General features: G+C 70.7%; 14 protein-coding genes. 8 read left to right on the top strand and 6 right to left on the bottom strand.

Translation table 11 applies throughout. The features are described from left to right. Positions 1–81 precede the first annotated feature (81 nt). On the bottom strand, positions 82–345 hold the full coding sequence (locus OG758_RS29235) for a WhiB family transcriptional regulator (RefSeq protein WP_093617031.1): 264 nt from the start codon (positions 343–345) through the stop codon (positions 82–84). Positions 346–1,040: 695 nt separating this feature from the next. Here OG758_RS29235 and OG758_RS29230 point away from each other — a divergent pair. Genes OG758_RS29230 through OG758_RS29220 form a run of 3 tightly spaced genes read left to right on the top strand, consistent with a single transcriptional unit; the run spans position 1,041 to position 3,832 of the window. Next, positions 1,041–1,544, top strand: coding sequence for a cysteine dioxygenase (locus OG758_RS29230; RefSeq protein ID WP_326712677.1), 504 nt, complete (start codon positions 1,041–1,043; stop codon positions 1,542–1,544). A 33-nt stretch (positions 1,545–1,577) separates the two neighbouring features. Then, positions 1,578–2,537, top strand: coding sequence for a 2-phospho-L-lactate transferase (gene cofD / locus OG758_RS29225; protein WP_326712676.1), 960 nt, complete (start codon positions 1,578–1,580; stop codon positions 2,535–2,537). Further along, positions 2,534–3,832 carry a coenzyme F420-0:L-glutamate ligase gene (locus tag OG758_RS29220; RefSeq protein WP_326712675.1) on the top strand — a complete coding sequence of 433 codons (1,299 nt, stop codon included), beginning with the start codon at positions 2,534–2,536 and terminating at the stop codon, positions 3,830–3,832. Before cofD ends, OG758_RS29220 begins: the two co-directional genes overlap by 4 nt. An 8-nt stretch (positions 3,833–3,840) precedes the next feature. Here the strand turns inward: OG758_RS29220 and OG758_RS29215 are convergent, their stop codons facing one another. The 3 genes from OG758_RS29215 to OG758_RS29205 form a co-directional block, all read right to left on the bottom strand. After that, a complete protein-coding gene (locus tag OG758_RS29215) occupies positions 3,841–4,866 on the bottom strand; it encodes a DNA-3-methyladenine glycosylase family protein (RefSeq protein ID WP_326712674.1) in 1,026 nt (341 codons plus the stop codon). A gap of 60 nt (positions 4,867–4,926) precedes the next feature. After that, positions 4,927–6,009, bottom strand: a complete 1,083-nt coding sequence (locus OG758_RS29210; protein ID WP_326712673.1) for an NDP-sugar synthase — start codon at positions 6,007–6,009, stop codon at positions 4,927–4,929. Between the two features lie 83 nt (positions 6,010–6,092). Next, positions 6,093–7,463 (bottom strand): peptidoglycan recognition protein family protein, encoded by a 1,371-nt coding sequence (locus tag OG758_RS29205; RefSeq protein WP_326712672.1) that lies wholly within the window; start codon positions 7,461–7,463, stop codon positions 6,093–6,095. Positions 7,464–7,612: 149 nt separating this feature from the next. On the opposite strand from OG758_RS29205, the gene OG758_RS29200 reads away from it, so the two are divergent. The 4 genes from OG758_RS29200 to OG758_RS29185 all read left to right on the top strand — a co-directional run bounded on the left by OG758_RS29200 (position 7,613) and on the right by OG758_RS29185 (position 13,515). After that, the gene (locus OG758_RS29200; protein WP_326712671.1) at positions 7,613–8,368 is read left to right on the top strand and encodes a TIGR03089 family protein; all 756 of its coding nucleotides are present in this window, start codon (positions 7,613–7,615) and stop codon (positions 8,366–8,368) included. Between the two features lie 262 nt (positions 8,369–8,630). Then, positions 8,631–9,809 (top strand): LCP family protein, encoded by a 1,179-nt coding sequence (locus OG758_RS29195; RefSeq protein WP_326716069.1) that lies wholly within the window; start codon positions 8,631–8,633, stop codon positions 9,807–9,809. 226 nt (positions 9,810–10,035) lie between these two features. Further along, positions 10,036–11,766 (top strand): LCP family protein, encoded by a 1,731-nt coding sequence (locus OG758_RS29190; protein WP_326712670.1) that lies wholly within the window; start codon positions 10,036–10,038, stop codon positions 11,764–11,766. 81 nt (positions 11,767–11,847) lie between these two features. Then, positions 11,848–13,515, top strand: coding sequence for an LCP family protein (locus tag OG758_RS29185; protein WP_326712669.1), 1,668 nt, complete (start codon positions 11,848–11,850; stop codon positions 13,513–13,515). 82 nt (positions 13,516–13,597) lie between these two features. Here the strand turns inward: OG758_RS29185 and OG758_RS29180 are convergent, their stop codons facing one another. Continuing rightward, on the bottom strand, positions 13,598–14,626 hold the full coding sequence (locus tag OG758_RS29180; RefSeq protein ID WP_326712668.1) for a glycosyltransferase family 2 protein: 1,029 nt from the start codon (positions 14,624–14,626) through the stop codon (positions 13,598–13,600). A gap of 127 nt (positions 14,627–14,753) precedes the next feature. Between OG758_RS29180 and OG758_RS29175 the strand changes: the two genes are divergently transcribed. After that, positions 14,754–16,226 (top strand): LCP family protein, encoded by a 1,473-nt coding sequence (locus OG758_RS29175; protein ID WP_442810355.1) that lies wholly within the window; start codon positions 14,754–14,756, stop codon positions 16,224–16,226. A gap of 39 nt (positions 16,227–16,265) precedes the next feature. Here OG758_RS29175 and OG758_RS29170 read toward each other — a convergent pair whose 3' ends face one another. Continuing rightward, on the bottom strand, positions 16,266–16,814 hold the full coding sequence (locus OG758_RS29170; protein ID WP_266563471.1) for an acyl-CoA thioesterase: 549 nt from the start codon (positions 16,812–16,814) through the stop codon (positions 16,266–16,268). Positions 16,815–16,899 lie beyond the last annotated feature (85 nt).

Raw genomic sequence — 16,899 nt, 5'->3', positions numbered from 1 at the left:
GCGGCCCCGGCTCCGGTCCCGGCTGCGGGCCTTGGTTCGGGGCTTCGTGCGGCCTTGCGGCGTTCCGCAGTCTTTGTCGCCTCAGACCGCGGCCTTCTTCAGGCGGCGCCGCTCCCGCTCCGAGAGGCCGCCCCAGATGCCGAACCGCTCGTCGTTGGCGAGTGCGTACTCGAGGCACTCGGACCTGACCTCGCAGGCGAGGCAGACCTTCTTGGCCTCCCGGGTGGAGCCGCCCTTCTCCGGGAAGAAGGACTCGGGGTCGGTCTGGGCGCACAGTGCGCGCTCCTGCCAGCCGAGTTCCTCTTCCGCGTCCTCGACCAGCAGTTGCTGAAACGACTCGGTCATAGTGCGCCCCTCGTCCGTCTGTGCGTCCCCGTGATGCTGCCGTCACCGATTTCGGCTGAACGACACGAGTGAAATTACAAGTGTGCCGATACGAGCCAGTCAAGCCGAGATCTGCTATTGGGTCCCTTATTCACTCTGCGGAACCAAGGGTATGCGGAAAGTGTTCAAATCGGCCTAAATCTTGACACTTGCCAGAGGCCCATCCCGGCCGTCGCTCCCCCAAGAGCTCCGGCAGACCTCACGCGGGCCTCTGCAAGGAAGGACGCCTCGGGCGTTGATCTCGTTCCGGGAGCGGCGCCGGAGCGTTCCGGATCACATTCGGATCACGGGAACGCGACGGCGTTTGCACGCCCGGTTGATGCGCCATGTGTCCCGGCCGGAAGGTGAACAAACCTTTCGCCTGGCAGGGTAACCGGATGAGGTGAAACATATCCCACAATCCGGACACCTAGTTGACAGAGGAGGAATGAACCGGTGTCCTGGTGGGCATGCTCGCGAACTTGGCGCTTTCCGTGACCCGACCCGGGTCCCTCGGTGCTGCCCACGCGCGCTGTCGCTGTTGCTGTCCCAGCTGTTGAGCCCACCGCGCTCCGGCTGAATCCCCTCGCTCCACTCCCCCGGCAGTTCACCTGTGCCGGGCGCCGTCAAGCGACATCCCCCAGCACACCGCACTCCGCCGAGGAACCCCCATACCCATGAACAGCAACAGCGACCTCCAGATCGCCGGCGACATCCTCGAAGTACCCCACCTGCTCCAGCCCGCGCGCGAGCACCCGGCCACCGTCGCCGAGTTCGCCGGCCTGGCCCGCACCATCGCCGCCGACCGCGGCCGGTGGGAACACCTCGTCGAGTACGACGCCACCAGCCGCTGGTACCACCGCCTGCAGACAGGTCCCGGCTACGAGGTCTGGCTCCTGTCCTGGGTGCCCGGACAGGGCAGCGGACTGCACGACCACGGCCGCTCCTCCGGGATACTGACCGTCCTCCAGGGCGAGCTGACGGAGCGTTCGGAGCGCGGCTCCCGCACCCTCGCGCCCGGCGCACAGCGCGTCTTCGCCCCCGGCTACGTCCACGAGGTCGTCAACGACGCGCTGGAACCCGCCGTCAGTCTCCACGTGTACTACCCCGGCCTCACCGAGATGCCCATGCACGCCCCCCGCTGCGTCAGCGACGCCACGCGAGATGCCGTGACCGCCTGACGAACTGTCGTACCCGCCTGCGATGCTGGACACATGCGCATTGTGGTTCTGGCAGGCGGCATCGGTGGTGCCCGGTTCCTTCGCGGTCTCAAGCAGGCGGCACCGGACGACGCGGTCATCACGGTCATCGGCAACACCGGGGACGACATCCATCTCTTCGGCCTGAAGGTCTGTCCCGACCTCGACACGGTGATGTACACGCTCGGCGGCGGCATCAACGAGGAGCAGGGCTGGGGGCGTACGGACGAGACGTATCTGGTCAAGGAGGAGCTCGCCGCGTACGGGGTGGGGCCCGAGTGGTTCGGTCTCGGCGACCGGGACTTCGCGACCCACATCGTCCGTACGCAGATGCTGGACGCCGGCTATCCGCTCAGCGCGGTCACCGAGGCGCTGTGCGAGCGCTGGAAGCCAGGCGTGCGGCTCATCCCGATGTCCGACGACCGCATCGAGACCCATGTCGCGGTGACCCTCGACGGGGAGCGCCGGGCCGTGCACTTCCAGGAGTACTGGGTGAAGCTGCGGGCCTCCGTGGACGCGCACGCGGTGGTGCCCGTCGGCGCCGAGCAGGCCAAGCCCGCGCCGGGTGTCCTGGAGGCCATCGCCGAAGCGGACGTCATCCTCTTCCCGCCGTCCAACCCCATCGTCAGCGTCGGGACCATCCTCGCCGTGCCCGGCATCCGCGAGGCCATCGCCGAAGCCGGTGTGCCCGTCGTCGGGCTTTCGCCCATCGTCGGGGACGCGCCCGTGCGCGGCATGGCCGACAAGGTCCTCGCCGCCGTCGGCGTCGACTCGACGGCCGCCGCGGTCGCCGAGCACTACGGGTCGGGACTGCTCGACGGGTGGCTCGTCGACACGGTGGACGCGGGCACCGTGGAGCGCGTCGAGGCGGCGGGCATCCGCTGCCGCGCGGTGCCGCTGATGATGTCCGACCTGGACGCGACGACGCAGATGGCGCGTGAGGCGCTCACGCTCGCGGAGGAGGTCCGCGCGTGAGTGACGCTCCCTCCTTCCGCGCCTGGGCACTCCCCGGCATTCCCGAGGTCCGGGAGGGCGACGACCTCGCCAAGCTGATCGCCACCGCCGAGGCCGGCCTCGTCGACGGGGACGTACTGCTCGTCACCTCGAAGATCGTCAGCAAGGCCGAGGGCCGGATCGTCGAGGCCACCGACCGCGAGGCGGCCATAGACGCCGAGACCGTACGCGTCGTCGCGCGCCGCGGCACCCTGCGCATCGTCGAGAACAAGCTGGGCCTGGTCATGGCCGCCGCCGGCGTCGACGCGTCGAACACGCCCGCGGGCACCGTGCTGCTGCTCCCGGAGGACCCCGACGCGTCCGCCGCGGCGATCCGGGACGGGCTGCGGGACGCGCTCGGCGTGGACGTCGGGGTCGTCGTCACGGACACCTTCGGCCGCCCCTGGCGCAACGGCCTGACCGATGTCGCCATCGGCGCCGCGGGCGTGCACGTCCTCGACGACCTGCGCGGCGGCACGGACGCGTACGGCAATCCGCTCAGCGCCACCGTCGTCGCCACGGCGGACGAGCTGGCCGCCGCCGGGGACCTGGTGAAGGGCAAGGCGGCCGGGCTGCCCGTCGCCGTCGTGCGCGGGCTCGCGCACGTGGTGGGCGAGGGCACCGGCGCGCGTGAGCTGGTGCGCGTCGCGCGTGACGACATGTTCCGGCTCGGCACGTCCGAGGCCGTACGGGAGGCCGTGACGCAGCGGCGTACGGTGCGGGCGTTCACGGACGAGCCGGTCGACCCGGGAGCCGTACGGCGCGCGGTCGCCGCGGCCGTGACCGCGCCCGCCCCGCACCACACGACGCCCTGGCGGTTCGTGCTCCTGGAGTCGCAGGACTCGCGGGTCCGGCTGCTCGACGCGATGCGGGACGCGTGGGTGGAGGACCTGCGGCGCGACGGCAAGAGCGAGGAGTCCGTCGCCAAGCGCGTGCGCCGCGGTGACGTGCTGCGCCGGGCGCCGTATCTGGTCGTGCCGTGCTTGGTGATGGACGGGTCGCACACGTACGGGCACGCGCGGCGGGACGCCGCCGAGCGGGAGATGTTCGTGGTCGCGGCCGGTGCGGGCGTGCAGAACTTCCTGGTCGCGCTCGCCGGTGAGCGGCTCGGCTCCGCGTGGGTGTCGTCGACGATGTTCTGCCGCGATGTCGTGCGCGAGGCGCTCGGGCTTCCGCAGGAGTGGGACCCGATGGGCGCCGTGGCCGTGGGGCACGCGGCCGCCGCCCCGGCCGAGCGCCCGGCGCGTGACGCCGGTGACTTCGTGGTCGTGCGCTAGGAGAGCGGCTACCAGTCGGCGATGTTCGTACGGCGCATCTTCGGCTGTCTGCGCGGGGGTGTGCGGCCGCTGAGGAGGATGAGGCGGGCCGCGCGGTGGCGCTGGCCCTGCTCCTCGTACGGGGCGAGGAGCCGCAGCATCTCCGCGTCGTCGGCGTCGCGGTTGCCGGCGAGGGCGTAGCCGACGATGCCGGGCAGGTGGACGTCGCCGGTCGTCACGGCGTCGGCGGCGCCGTTGCTGCGCTGGACCGTCTCGGCGGAGGTCCAGGGGCCGATGCCGGGGATCAGTTCGAGGCGGGCGCGGGCGTCGGCCGGGGTCATCGCCGCGGCCTCCTCCATACGCCGGGCCACCTTGACGGCCCGCAGGATGGTCGAGGCCCGCTTGTTGTCGACGCCCGCGCGGTGCCACTCCCAGGACGGGATGAGAGACCAGACGCGCGGCTCCGGCATGACGTGGAGACCGAGCCCGGCGGTGGGGCCGGGCGCCGGGGTGCCGTACGTACGGAGCAGGATGCGCCAGGCGCGGTACGCCTCATCCGTCGTGATCTTCTGTTCCAGGATCGACGGAATCAGCGATTCCATGACCAGACCCGTACGCAGCAGGCGCAGTCCCGGCCGGTGGTGGCGGGCGTGGGCGAGGAGCCTGTGGCGCGGCTCGAACGCCTCGGGCTCGTCCAAATCACCGAGAAGTGCCGGGAGTTGGGCAAGGAGCCAGGTCGCGCCGGGGCCCCACGCCTCCGCCTCGATGACTCCGCCGCGCAGGGCCACGTGCAGGGTGCCGGGGCCTTCGGGGGTGCGGGTGGCCCGCCAGACCGAGCCGTCCGGTGTGACACGGAAGGCGGGGTCGGCCGGCCCCCGGCGCAGCGGGCCCAGGGTCAGGCCCAGGTCGAACGGGCCCCTCGGTAGCCAGCGACGGGTGTGCACCTCGGTCGCCGGGCGCGGCACGACGGCTCGGGGCACGACGGCCCTGGGCACGACGGTCTCGCCGCCGCGCACCGTGGTGCGCGTGGGGCGGGGGGCGTATCGGCCGGCCAAGGGGTCCTCGTCGGGTGGTGGGGTGCTCCTTGCAGCGTAGGGGGTCGGGCTCGCCGGCCCCTACTGGTCCGAGGAGAAGCGCACCGCCGCCGCCGGGATACGGGCGTCGCACCACACCCGTACGCCCGACTGGAGTTCGTTGTCCGCGCCGACCGTCGCGCCGTCGCCGATCACCGCGCCCGTCAGGACCGTGCGGGCGCCCACGTGGGCGCCGTGGCCGATCAGGGAGTCGGTGACGACCGCGCCCGCCTCGACCGTCGCGCCCGCGAGGATCGCGCTGCCCGAGATGCGGGCGCCCTCGCCGACCGTCGCGTTCTCGCAGACGACCGTGCCGCCCGTGAGCTTCGCGCCGGGGGCGACGGAGGCGGTGGGCAGCGTGAGGCTGTCGCCGCGCCGGCCGGGGACCGCCGGGGACGGCGCGCGGCCGAGCACGAGGTCGGCGGAGCCGCGCACGAAGGCCTGGGGGGTGCCCAGGTCCAGCCAGTACGTGGAGTCGACCATGCCCTGGAGGTGGGCGCCGGACGCGAGCAGGCCGGGGAACGTCTCGCGTTCCACGGAGACGGGGCGGCCCGTCGGGATCGTGTCGATGACCGAGCGGCGGAACACGTAGGCGCCCGCGTTGATCTGGTCGGTGACGATCTCCTCGGGCGTCTGGGGCTTCTCCAGGAAGGCCTGGACCCGGCCCGTCGCGTCCGTGGGGACCAGACCGAACGCCCGCGGGTCCTCGACCCGGGACAGGTGCAGGGAGACGTCCGCGCCGGTGGTCTCGTGCTCGTGCACCAGGGCGCGGATGTCGAGGCCGGTGAGGATGTCGCCGTTGAAGATGAGGACCGGGTCGTCGGGTCCCGAGTGGAGCCGGGACGCGACGTTGCGGATCGCGCCGCCGGTACCGAGGGGCTCCTCCTCGGTGACGTACTCCAGATGCAGTCCGAGGCGTGAGCCGTCACCGAAGTACGGCTCGAAGACCTCGGCGAGATACGAGGTGGCGAGCACGATGTGCTCGACGCCCGCGGCTCTCGCCCGGGCCAGCTGGTGGGTGAGGAACGGGACGCCCGCCGCCGGGACCATCGGCTTGGGTGTGTTCACGGTGAGCGGTCGCAGTCGGGTGCCCTTGCCGCCGACCAGGAGGATCGCTTCTGTCACCTGTCGTCTCTGCTTCCTGCTGGGGCCGGTCGAACTGCCTTTCGGCCGGCCAGTGTATGCAGACTGTGCGGTGCGGCCGGGCGTCAGCGGCCCTGGAGACTGGCCGATGTGGACCGGGCGGTGCCGAGCTTGTTGTAGAGGAGGCGCCCCGGACACTCGGTCGCGTAGCCGTCCCGGTGCCCCGAGATCACGTTCAGCCGTACGCTCTTTCCCTTGCGGTACAGATTGCCACCGGCTGACGTGAGATATGTCTTGCCGCTCGGATTCACCCCGTAGAGCCCAAGCTTCCAGGCCGCCAGACGGGCGAGGCCCTTCACCGCGGCGGCCGACGGCTTCGAGGTGCCGAAGGTGCCGAGCACCGCGACTCCCATGCTGTTCGTGTTGAACCCGAGGGTGTGGGCGCCCTTGACCGGCTTCGCCACGCCACCGGCACGGCCCTCGTAGATGTTGCCGCACTTGTCGACGAGGAAGTTGTAGCCGATGTCGCGCCACCCCAGGCTCTTCACGTGGTAGCGGTAGATACCGCGGATGAGTGAAGGGGCTTGCGAGCAGGTGTAGTTGTTGCCCGTGGCGCTGTGGTGCACGAAGGCCGCCTTGACCTTCGTGGTGTAGGCGAAGGTGCGCTCGCGCAGCGTCTCGTCGGCGCCCCAGCCCTTGCGCGTGACGATGCGCGGGCGCGGGCCGATGTAGGGGCTGACCTTCGCGTCGGCCTCACCGCCGCGGGCCTCGATCAGTTCGCTCTCGGTCTCCTTCTTGCCGAGGGCGGGGACGGCGTCCGCGCCGAGCGGGGCCAGGTCCGCGTTGACGGCGGAGGCAGCCGCCGACTCTGCGGTCAGCGCTCCGGTGCGGGGGCCCTCGGCGGGGGCGCCGCCGGGCGGGGGCTCGTCGCCGGGGTCGACCAGTTCGAGGCGCAGACCCTTGGGCAGAGCGGCCTGAGCGGCGGAGTTCGCGGCGGGCGCGGCGGCCTGGTGCGCCGGGGCGGCCTGGGGACGCACGCGCACCTCGACGCCGTCGGAGGCGCCGACCCACAGCGGGGCCGTGGAGCCGCGCAGCCGGCCCGAGTCGTGCTCGGCCGTCCCGGGGTCGGGGGCGTGGTCGCCGTTGTGGGTCTCCAGCTCCTGCCAGCCGGACCAGCGGGCGGTGCCCGTGGCGCGCGTACGCACCTGAACGCGGCCCTCCAGCGCGGCGGCCGGGTCGTCCCAGACGACGCCGACGAGGGAGAAGGGGTGCACATCACGCTGCGTCAGACCCTGTTCGCCCGGGGCGCGCAGGCCGCGGTCGCGGGGCAGCACGGACAGGGGCAGCGACTGGGTGCTGCCGGATATGGCTCCGGCGGTCAGGGCCCTGGCGGCCGAAGGGGTCGTGGCTGCCCCGACTCCGGAAGACAGGGCGAGCGGAAGGGACAGGGCGGCCGCACACGCGACGCCGATCGAGGAAGCTATGAATCCACGCATGCCAACGATCGTGGACATAGCCGTACATATCTGTCCATCGGGAAGTGTCATTGGTGGACAGGGGAATTGACGGCTCATCGGGCCGACACGACGTCGAGGTTCCCCCGTCCGGCCGCACGGCACCGCACGCCCCGCGTACCCTTGCGCCCGTGAACGCCACCGACCGCACCCCCGCCGACCTGCTGCGATCCGCGCTCGCCGCCGATCCAGGACGCCCACTGGTGACCTTCTACGACGACGCCACGGGCGAACGCGTCGAACTGTCCGTGGCCACCTTCGCCAACTGGGTGGCCAAGACCGCCAATCTCCTCCAGGGCGACCTCGCCGCACAGCCCGGCGACCGGCTCGCGCTGCTGCTGCCCGCGCACTGGCAGAGCGCCGTGTGGCTGCTCGCGTGCGCGTCGGTCGGAGTCGTCGCCGACGTCGACGGCGACCCGGCCGCCGCCGACCTCGTCGTCAGCGGCCCCGACTCGCTGGAGCGGGCGCGCGCCTGTTCCGGCGAGCGGGTGGCGCTCGCCCTGCGTCCGCTCGGCGGCCGCTTCCCGCAGCCTCCGGAGGGCTTCGCCGACTACGCGGTCGAGGTGCCGGGGCAGGGCGACCGGTTCGCTCCGTTCTCGCCGGTGGACCCGGAGGAGCCCGCGCTCGTCGTCGCGGGGGCCGAGCTCACCGGCGCCGAGGTCGTCGAGAAGGCGCGGGCCGACGCCACGGACCTCGGCCTGACGGGCCCCGGCTCGCGCCTGCTGTCCGGACTCCCGTACGACACCTGGCGCGGTCTGAGCGCGGGCCTGTACGCGCCGCTCGCCACCGGCGGTTCCGTCGTCCTGTGCCGCCACCTCGACGGCCTGGACCAGGAGTCCCTGGCCAAGCGGGTGGAGAACGAGCGGGTCTCGGCGACCGCGCGCTGAGACACCCGGGCCGGCGTCACCCGTTCGGCCCTGTCCACCCCTGGGCCGCCGGGCCCCGGGCCCCGTGCCGGGCGATGGTCGAAGGGGCGCACCTGCGCACCGTCGTCGTCATGAGGGGTGGACTCACGTGACCGAATCCGCAGGCCCGCCCCCTGAACCGCGGCACCCCGGCGACGACGACGCGGCGGGGCCGGCCACGCACGGGCCGGGCGCGGGCTCGTCCCCCACGGGGGCGGGCACGGCCCGGCGGCGCCGGCGCTGGCTGCGGTACACGGCGATCGGCGTCGGCGTCGTGGTGCTCGCCGCGGGCGGCACCGGCTGGGCGGTCTACGAGAAGCTCCAGGGGAACATCACCGAGGACACCGACGCGGCCGCCGAGCTCGCCCGCTACGAGAAGGAGCGGCCCACCTCGCTCGTGCGCGGCGCGCAGAACATCCTGCTGATCGGCTCCGACTCTCGGGCCGGCGCCGGCAACCGCAAGTACGGCCGCGACTCGGGCACCCAGCGCTCGGACACGACGATCCTGCTGCACATATCCGCCGACCACAAAAGAGCCCTCGCGGTCTCGCTGCCCCGCGACCTGATGGTGGACATACCGAGCTGCCGCACGCGCAAGGGCACCCGCAGCGGCCCCATGTTCGCGATGTTCAACTACGCCTTCGAGCAGGGCGGTTCGGCCTGCACGATCCGTACGGTCGAGAAGCTCACCGGCATCCGCGTCGACCACCACATGATCGTCGACTTCAGCGGGTTCAAGGACATGGTCGACGCCGTGGACGGCGTCGCGGTCTGCCTGACGGAGCCCATGAACGACCGCGCGGCACACCTGAAGCTGCCCGCGGGCAAGCAGACGCTCAACGGCGAGCAGGCGCTCGGCTACGTGCGGGCCCGCAAGAGCCTCGGCAACGGCAGCGACACCGACCGGATGGACCGCCAGCAGCAGTTCCTCGGCGCCCTGGTGAACAAGGTGCAGAGCAACCAGGTGCTGCTCAACCCGACGAAGCTGTACCCCGTGCTCGACGCGGCCACCTCCTCCCTGACCACGGACCCCGGGCTCGCCAGTCTGCGCGGTCTCTACAACCTCGTACGCGGAATGCGGGACATTCCGACCGAACACGTCCAATTCCTGACGGTGCCGCGGCGCAGTTACATCTACAACGCCAACCGCGACCAACTCGTCCAGCCCGCGGCCGAGCAGCTCTTCACGCAACTGCGCACCGACGCCCCCGTGGTGGTCGCCAAAAAGACCCCGAAGGAGAGTTCCGCCCAGAGTTCCTCCGACGGCTCCGGCGAGGACGGCTCGGACACGGACAACATGGCGTACGAGCACGACGGATACGACGACGGGAAGCCCGGCGACCCCTCCGTGTTGTCCGGTTCCTCCCCCAGTCCGGCACCCACATTCCGCGGCAACACGGCCGCCCAGGATGCCTGTGGGTAAAGCGATACCCAAGGGGTTCGCGCCACGTCCAAAGAAATAGGACGGATTGCCCAGTTGTAGGGGAGTGGAATTTGTCACCGCCGTCGCTCGACGCTGAACTGGGCGGATAGTGTGAGCGATCCGGTGCACCCGGCCAATGCCGGTCGCGCACTGATTACCGACTGACCGAGCGCCTTCTTGAGGGGGACAAGGCGCCGCGTGGCCCCGACGGAGGATGCAGACAACCGTGGACGCGCAAGGCCGTGGGCGGGCGGACAACATCGACCCCGCAGACCAGTGGGTACTCAACCCGAACACCGGCGATTACGAACTGCGACTGAACCCTTCCTCTGGGCAGTCGGCCGTACCCGGACCTCGCAGGCCTTCCCAACGCCCCACCGGGCAACGGGGACGGACCGGGCAGAACGGGCAGAACGGCAGGACCCGCGAGGAACAGGACAGCCGCGAGGTACCCGGCCAGCGCAGGCGGCGGGCCCCGCAGCCGGAGCCGGCCGGCAGGCGCCGGTCGAGGCCGAAGAAGAAGTCGCGGGCGAAGAAGGCGCTTCTGTGGACGGGCGGCACGATGGCCTTCGTCCTGGTCGCCGCCGTGGGCGGGGCGTACCTGTACCTCCGCCATCTCGACGGCAACATCAACACCACCGACGTCGTGGGCGCCAAGAACGGCTTCAGCAAGGACGAGGCCTTCAACCTGCTCATCATCGGCACGGACAAGCGCACCGGGAAGGGCAACGAGGGCTACGGCGACAAGGGCAGCGTCGGCCACGCCGACACCAACATCCTGCTCCATGTCTCCAAAGACCGTACGAACGCGACCGCGTTGAGCATTCCCCGCGACCTCATCGTGGACATCCCGGCATGCCAGGTGCGTGACAAGGACGGCTCGCTCAGGACGATCGACGGCACGCCGGACCAGCGCTTCAACACCAGCCTCGGCCAGGACGACCGGGACCCGGGCTGCACCATGGAGACCGTCAAGAAGGTCACGGGCATCACCCCCGACCACTTCATGATGGCCGACTTCAACGCGGTGAAGACGCTGTCGAGCGCGGTGGGCGGTGTCGACGTCTGCGTCGCCAAGCCCGTCGACGACGCGGAGTCGCACCTCAAGCTGCCGAAGGGCCACAGCGTCGTCGAGGGCGAACAGGCCCTCGCCTTCCTGCGCACCCGGCACAGCTTCGGCAACCAGGGTGACCTCGACCGCATCAAGGTGCAGCAGCAGTTCCTCGGATCGCTGGCGCGCAAGATGAGTTCGGGCGACACCCTGACCAGCCCCACCAAGCTGACGAGCCTCGCGGAGGCGGCCACCAAGGCCCTCACCGTCGACAAGGGGATAGGCAGCCTCAGCCACCTCAAGGACATCGCGCTCGAGCTGAAGAAGGTGCCGCCGAAGAACATCTCCTTCATCACGACGCCGGTCATCGACAACCCTGCCGACGGAGTCGTCCACAAGACGGTCATCGTCAACCCGACGCTCGCGCCCCAGGTCTTCTCGATGATCAAGAACGACGTCTCGCTGACGGAGACGAAGAAGAAGGAGAAGGCCGCCGAGGCCGCCAAGCTCAAGGGCCCGAAGTCCGCCGCCTCCGACGTGCGCGTCGACATCTACAACGGCAGCGAGACCGTGGGTGCCGCGCAGCAGACCCTCACCTGGCTCCAGAACAACGAGGGCGTCACGAAGTCCACCCAGCTGGGCAACGCGCCGAAGAAGCTGTCGAAGACGACCCTCGAGTACTCTCCCGACCAGGCCGACCAGGCGCGGCGGCTGGCCGACATCATGGGGCTGCCGGCCTCCGCGCTGAAGCCCGGCAAGAGCGAGAAGAACGATCAGGGCCTGCCGGCCATGATCCTCACGCTCGGTGGTGACTTCCAGAGCGCCGGCACACCCATCGCCGCTCCGTCGAAGGCTCCGGACAACGTCGAGAAATCGACGGCTGACAAGACTGTGTGCGCCAAGTGACCAACCTCGGCCGCCTCTTGACTGTCTAACAGACAGGATCGGGGCGGCCGACGTGTAGGCCGGGGCGGGGAGGGGTGGGGCATGAGGCAGAGCAGTGTGCGCGGCGACGGGCCGCGAGCACGGGTCCGTCAGCGAGGCAACGCGGTCGGCCCGGGCAGGGTCGGCCCGCCGCGCGAGGCCGGGGGGCCGGAGCGCGGACAGGGCCAGGACAAGGGGCAGGGTGACGGCGGCAGGCCGCGCGGTCACCGGCGCGCCGGCGCGCGCCCGCGGCGCCGCAGACACCGGATACTGCGCTGGTTCTCGATCACCCTCGCCGTACTGACGGTCGGCACCGCGGGAGCGGGCTACCTCTGGTACCAGCATCTCAACAGCAACATCAAGACGGACAAGCTCAACATCGGTGAGCACCATGCGGCGAAGCCGACGCCGAATGCGGCGGGCCAGACCCCGCTGAACATCCTGCTGATCGGCTCGGACGCGCGGGACTCCAAGGCCAACCAGAAACTCGGCGGCGCCAAGGACACCTTCGGCGGCGTGCCGCTCGCGGACGTGCAGATGCTGGTCCACCTCTCCGCGGACCGCAGCAACATGTCGGTGGTGAGCATGCCGCGCGACACCCTGCTCAAGCTGCCGAAGTGCACCGACCCGAAGACGGGCACGGAGTACCCGGCCACGGTGGGGCGGCAGATGACGAACGAGTCGCTCGGCCGCGGCGGCCCCGGCTGCACGGTGGCCACCTGGGAACTGCTGACCGGCATCCACATCGACCACTTCATGATGGTCGACTTCGCGGGCGTGGTCTCCATGGCGGACGCCATCGGCGGCGTACCGGTGTGCGTCGACGCCAACATCTACTCCAAGGACCGCCTCGGCCACGGCTCGGGCCTGAAACTGGCCAAGGGCACCCACCCGGTCAAGGGCAAGCAGGCCCTGCAGTGGCTGCGCACGCGCTACGGCTTCGAGGACGGCAGCGACATCGCGCGCACCAAGGCGCAGCACATGTACATGAACTCGATGGTGCGCCAGATGCGGGAGAACGCGACCATCACCAACCCCGGCAAGCTGCGCAGCCTCGCCGAGGAGGCCACGAGGGCGCTCCACGTCGACGAGGGCCTCGACACGGTCAAGAAGCTCTACGACCTCAGCAACGAGCTGAAGAAGCCGGCGCCGAAACGCATCACGATGACGACGATGCCGTTCGTGTACGTGGGCGCGCGCGTGGCCCCGAAGCCGGGCGACGCGGACAAGCTGTTCCGGCTCGTGCGCGAGGACGTGGCCCTGGACGGCAAGGACAAGAAGAAGGCGCCGCCCAAGGAGTCGGACGATCCGGCGGCGGCCGACGGCGAGATCGCGGTGCAGGTGCAGAACGGCACACGGACGGCGGAGCTGCCCGCGGCGTCGGGCCGGGCCGGCACGGTGGCGCAGATCCTGACCGCGAAGGGCTTCACGAAGGCGTCCGCCGACCAGTCGCAGTCACTGAGCGAGGAGAAGACGGTCATCCGCTTTCCCAGCGTCGATCTGGAGGGCGATGCCCAGCGGGTCGCCAAGTCCCTTGGTATTCCGCTGGACTCGGTGAAGAAGTCGACCGATGTCTCCGGGGTGACGCTCGTCGTGGGCGACGACTGGCGGGAGGGCAACACCTACCCGAAGTCCTCGAAGGACGACGACACCACCCCGGACACGGCGCTGGCGCTGAACGGTTCGGACACGAAGGCCTGTATGAAGGTGAACAAGAACTTCACCTGGTGACGCGTGCTCCGGGGCCGACGGACTCGGCCCCGGAGAGACCGGCCTCTCAGAGACCGGCCCCCTCAGAGACCGGGGAAGAAGCTCACGCCTCGCTGAGTACGGCCGGGCGCCGCGACGCGATGACCCTCTTCGCGAGGGAGCGCGGGCTGGTCAGGAAGCCCCAGCCCCACGACATGTGCATCGTGGCGAGCGCGACCGGGATCTGCAGGCGCGCCTTCAGGGGCAGCCCCTTGCCAGCCGGCACCGAACCGGCCGCGATGGCCGCCAGGTAGCCGCCGGGGATCACGAAGCCCCACGGCGTCACGAGCACGCCCACGACGACACCCGCGGCGATCGCGCACACGGCGACCGGCGGCGCGAGGTAGCGCAGGTTGATCGAGCCCGAGTGGTAGCGGGCGACGACGTGGCGCCAGCGACCGTAGTCCTTGTACTGCTTGGCGAGCGCCTTCACGCTGGGCCGCGGCCGGTACGAGACCTTCAGCTCGGGCGAGAACCAGATCAGGCCGCCGGCCTCGCGGATGCGGAAGTTCAGCTCCCAGTCCTGGGCGCGGATGAACTCGACGTTGTAGCCGCCCTGCCGCTCAAGGGCCTCGCGCCGGAAGACACCGAGGTAGACGGTCTCGGCGGCCTGCGCCTCACCGCCCGTGTGGAACGCGGCATTGCCGACGCCTATCTTCGAGGTCATCGCGGCGGCGACGGCCTTCTCCCAGTCGTTCGTGCCCTGGGCGTGCATGATGCCGCCGACGTTCATCGCGCCGGTCCCCTCCAGGAGGCGGACGGCGGTGGCGATGTAGCCCTGCGAGAGCGCGGCGTGCCCGTCGACGCGGACGACGACCGGGTGACGGGACGCCTTGATCGCGGCGTTCAGCGCGGCGGGGGTGCGGCCCGTCGGGTTGGCCACGGTGTGGACGCGGGGGTCTTCGGCGACGAGCTGTGCGGCGATCTCGTCCGTGCGGTCGGTGGACGGGCCGAGGGCGACCACGACCTCCATCTCGCCGTCGTACTCCTGCGCCAGGATCGCCTCGACGGCCTCACGCAGATGCCGCTCCTCGTTGAGGACGGGCATGATCACCGATACGGGCGGAAGCTGCTTGTCGGAATTCGCGTTCATCAGGCGTCACGTTACCGCTAATGGGGGACACCGGCGCGCGCCGCCGTGGTCGCTACCGCGGGCAGGAGATCGTATCGGCCTACGGTGCTCGCGATCCCACGCCCACCTTCTCGGAGGTGTCCCCCACGTGCCCAGTCCGCCGACCCGATCCCCCGCACGCCCACCACGTCCCCCACGGCAGGAGCGCGGCCGTCCCCCCGTGCCCGCCCCCGTACGGAGGAAGAAGTCCCGGTGGGCCATGCGGGTGGCAACGACGGTCTCGGTCACGGTCCTCGCGGCCGCCGGGATCGGGCACGCGGTCGTCACCGGCCTCGACACCGAGATCAACCGCATCGACCCCTTCAAGGACATGAAGAACCGGCCCTCCGGCGGTCACGGGATGAACGTGCTGCTCGTGGGCACCGACGGCCGCGACAAGATCACCCCGGCGGAGAAGAAGAAGTACCGGCTGGGCGGCGCGCCCTGTCACTGCACGGACACGATCATGATCGTGCACCTCTCCGCCGACCGGGACCGCGCGAGCATCGTCAGCCTGCCCCGGGACTCGTACGCCGAGATCCCCTCGCACACCGACCAGACGACGGGCCAGCTGCACCACCAGCACCCGGTGAAGATCAACGCGGCGTATGCGGAGGGCGGGCCCCATCTGACCGTGCGCACCGTCGAGCACATGACCGGCGTGAAGATCGACCACTATCTCGAGGTCGACTTCACCAGCTTCATGAAGACGGTGGACGTGCTCGGCGGCGTCGAGATCTGCACGGCCAAGCCGCTCAAGGACTCGTACACCGGGCTCGACATGGCCGTCGGCACACACACGCTCGACGGCGGCCAGGCCCTCCAGTACGTGCGCGCCCGGCACACCGACGGGGCGGGCGACCTGGGCCGGATGCAGCGCCAGCAGCGCTTCCTCGCCGCGCTCATCGCGAAGACCACGTCGTCCGGGGTGCTCCTGAACCCGGTCAAGTTCCGTGATGTGGCTCACACCCTGCTCAGCTCCGTGCGCGCGGACCGGGAGTTCGGCACGGACCAGATGGTCGAGCTCGGGCAGGCGATGCGGAGGTTCTCACCGTCGTCCTCGGAGTTCACGACCGTGCCGATCGGCAACGTCAGCTTCCCGGTCCAGGGCATCGGCTCGACGGTGAAGTGGGATCCGGTGAAGTCCGGGAAGCTGTTCGAGGCGCTGCGCGAGGACAAGCCGCTCGCCGTGCACCACAAGAACAAGAAGGAGACGGTCGTCGGCGTCGCCCCGCAGCAGATCCGCGTCCAGGTCGAGAACGGCACGATGACACCGGGTCTCGGCAGGAAGGTGGACGCGGGGCTGCGGGCGACGGGGTTCCGCACGAGCGGTACGCCGATGAACGCGGCGCAGCGCACCGCCCAGCACACCGTGGTTCTCTACGACCCGCGCTGGGACCGGTCGGCGAAGGCGCTGGCGACGGCGCTGCCCGGCGCGCAGCTCCAGGCCGTGAACGGACAGGGCGCGGTACTGAAGGTGGTGGCGGGCCCCGACTTCAAGGCGGTCAGCGCGGTGCGGGCCGAGGACGACCGCCAGGGCCAGTTCGGGGCGGTCACCGGGGACCAGGTCGCGTGCGGTTGACGCCCCGCCGCCGCCGAGCAAAAGGGCCTGGTCCTGGGCCTAGTCCTCGATGCCGTCGGCCGCGCGCTGCTCCCGCAGTTCCTTGATCGCGCGGCGGCGCGCGAGCCGGTGCTGGCGGCGGATCTGGGCCTCCTGGTAGCGCCGCTTGTCGCGCTCGCTCTCCGGGAGCACGGGCGGCACCGAGCGGGGCTTGCCGTCGGCGTCGACCGCGGCGAACACGAGATACGCGGAGCCGACCTGCTGGGCCGGCGTCGACTCGTTCCAGCGTTCGGCGAGGACCCGGACCCCGACCTCCATGGAGGTGCGGCCCGTCCAGTTGACCTGTGCCTTCACATGGACCAGGTCGCCCACACGCACCGGCTCCAGGAAGACCATCTCGTCCATCGAGGCGGTGACGGCGGGTCCGCCCGAGTGCCGTCCGGCCACGGCGCCCGCCGAGTCGTCGACCAGTTTCATGATCACGCCACCATGTACCGTTCCGAGCAGGTTGGTGTCGTTGTGGGTCATGATGTGCGACAACGTCGTACGGGAAGCTGAGGTCGGCTTACCCGGAATTTCGGATTCCGTGCCGCGGGCCTGGTCTGTCATGGCCTCCACCTTATGCCGGGCAGGACACGGGCTGCTTTGTGTCAGCTCTGCAACAGCCCTGGCCCGATTCGCTACCCACCCTTGT

The organism is Streptomyces sp. NBC_01474 (assembly GCF_035918215.1).
Taxonomy (GTDB): Bacteria; Actinomycetota; Actinomycetes; order Streptomycetales; family Streptomycetaceae; genus Streptomyces; species Streptomyces aureus.
This window is presented reverse-complemented; position numbering and strand designations above follow the sequence as displayed.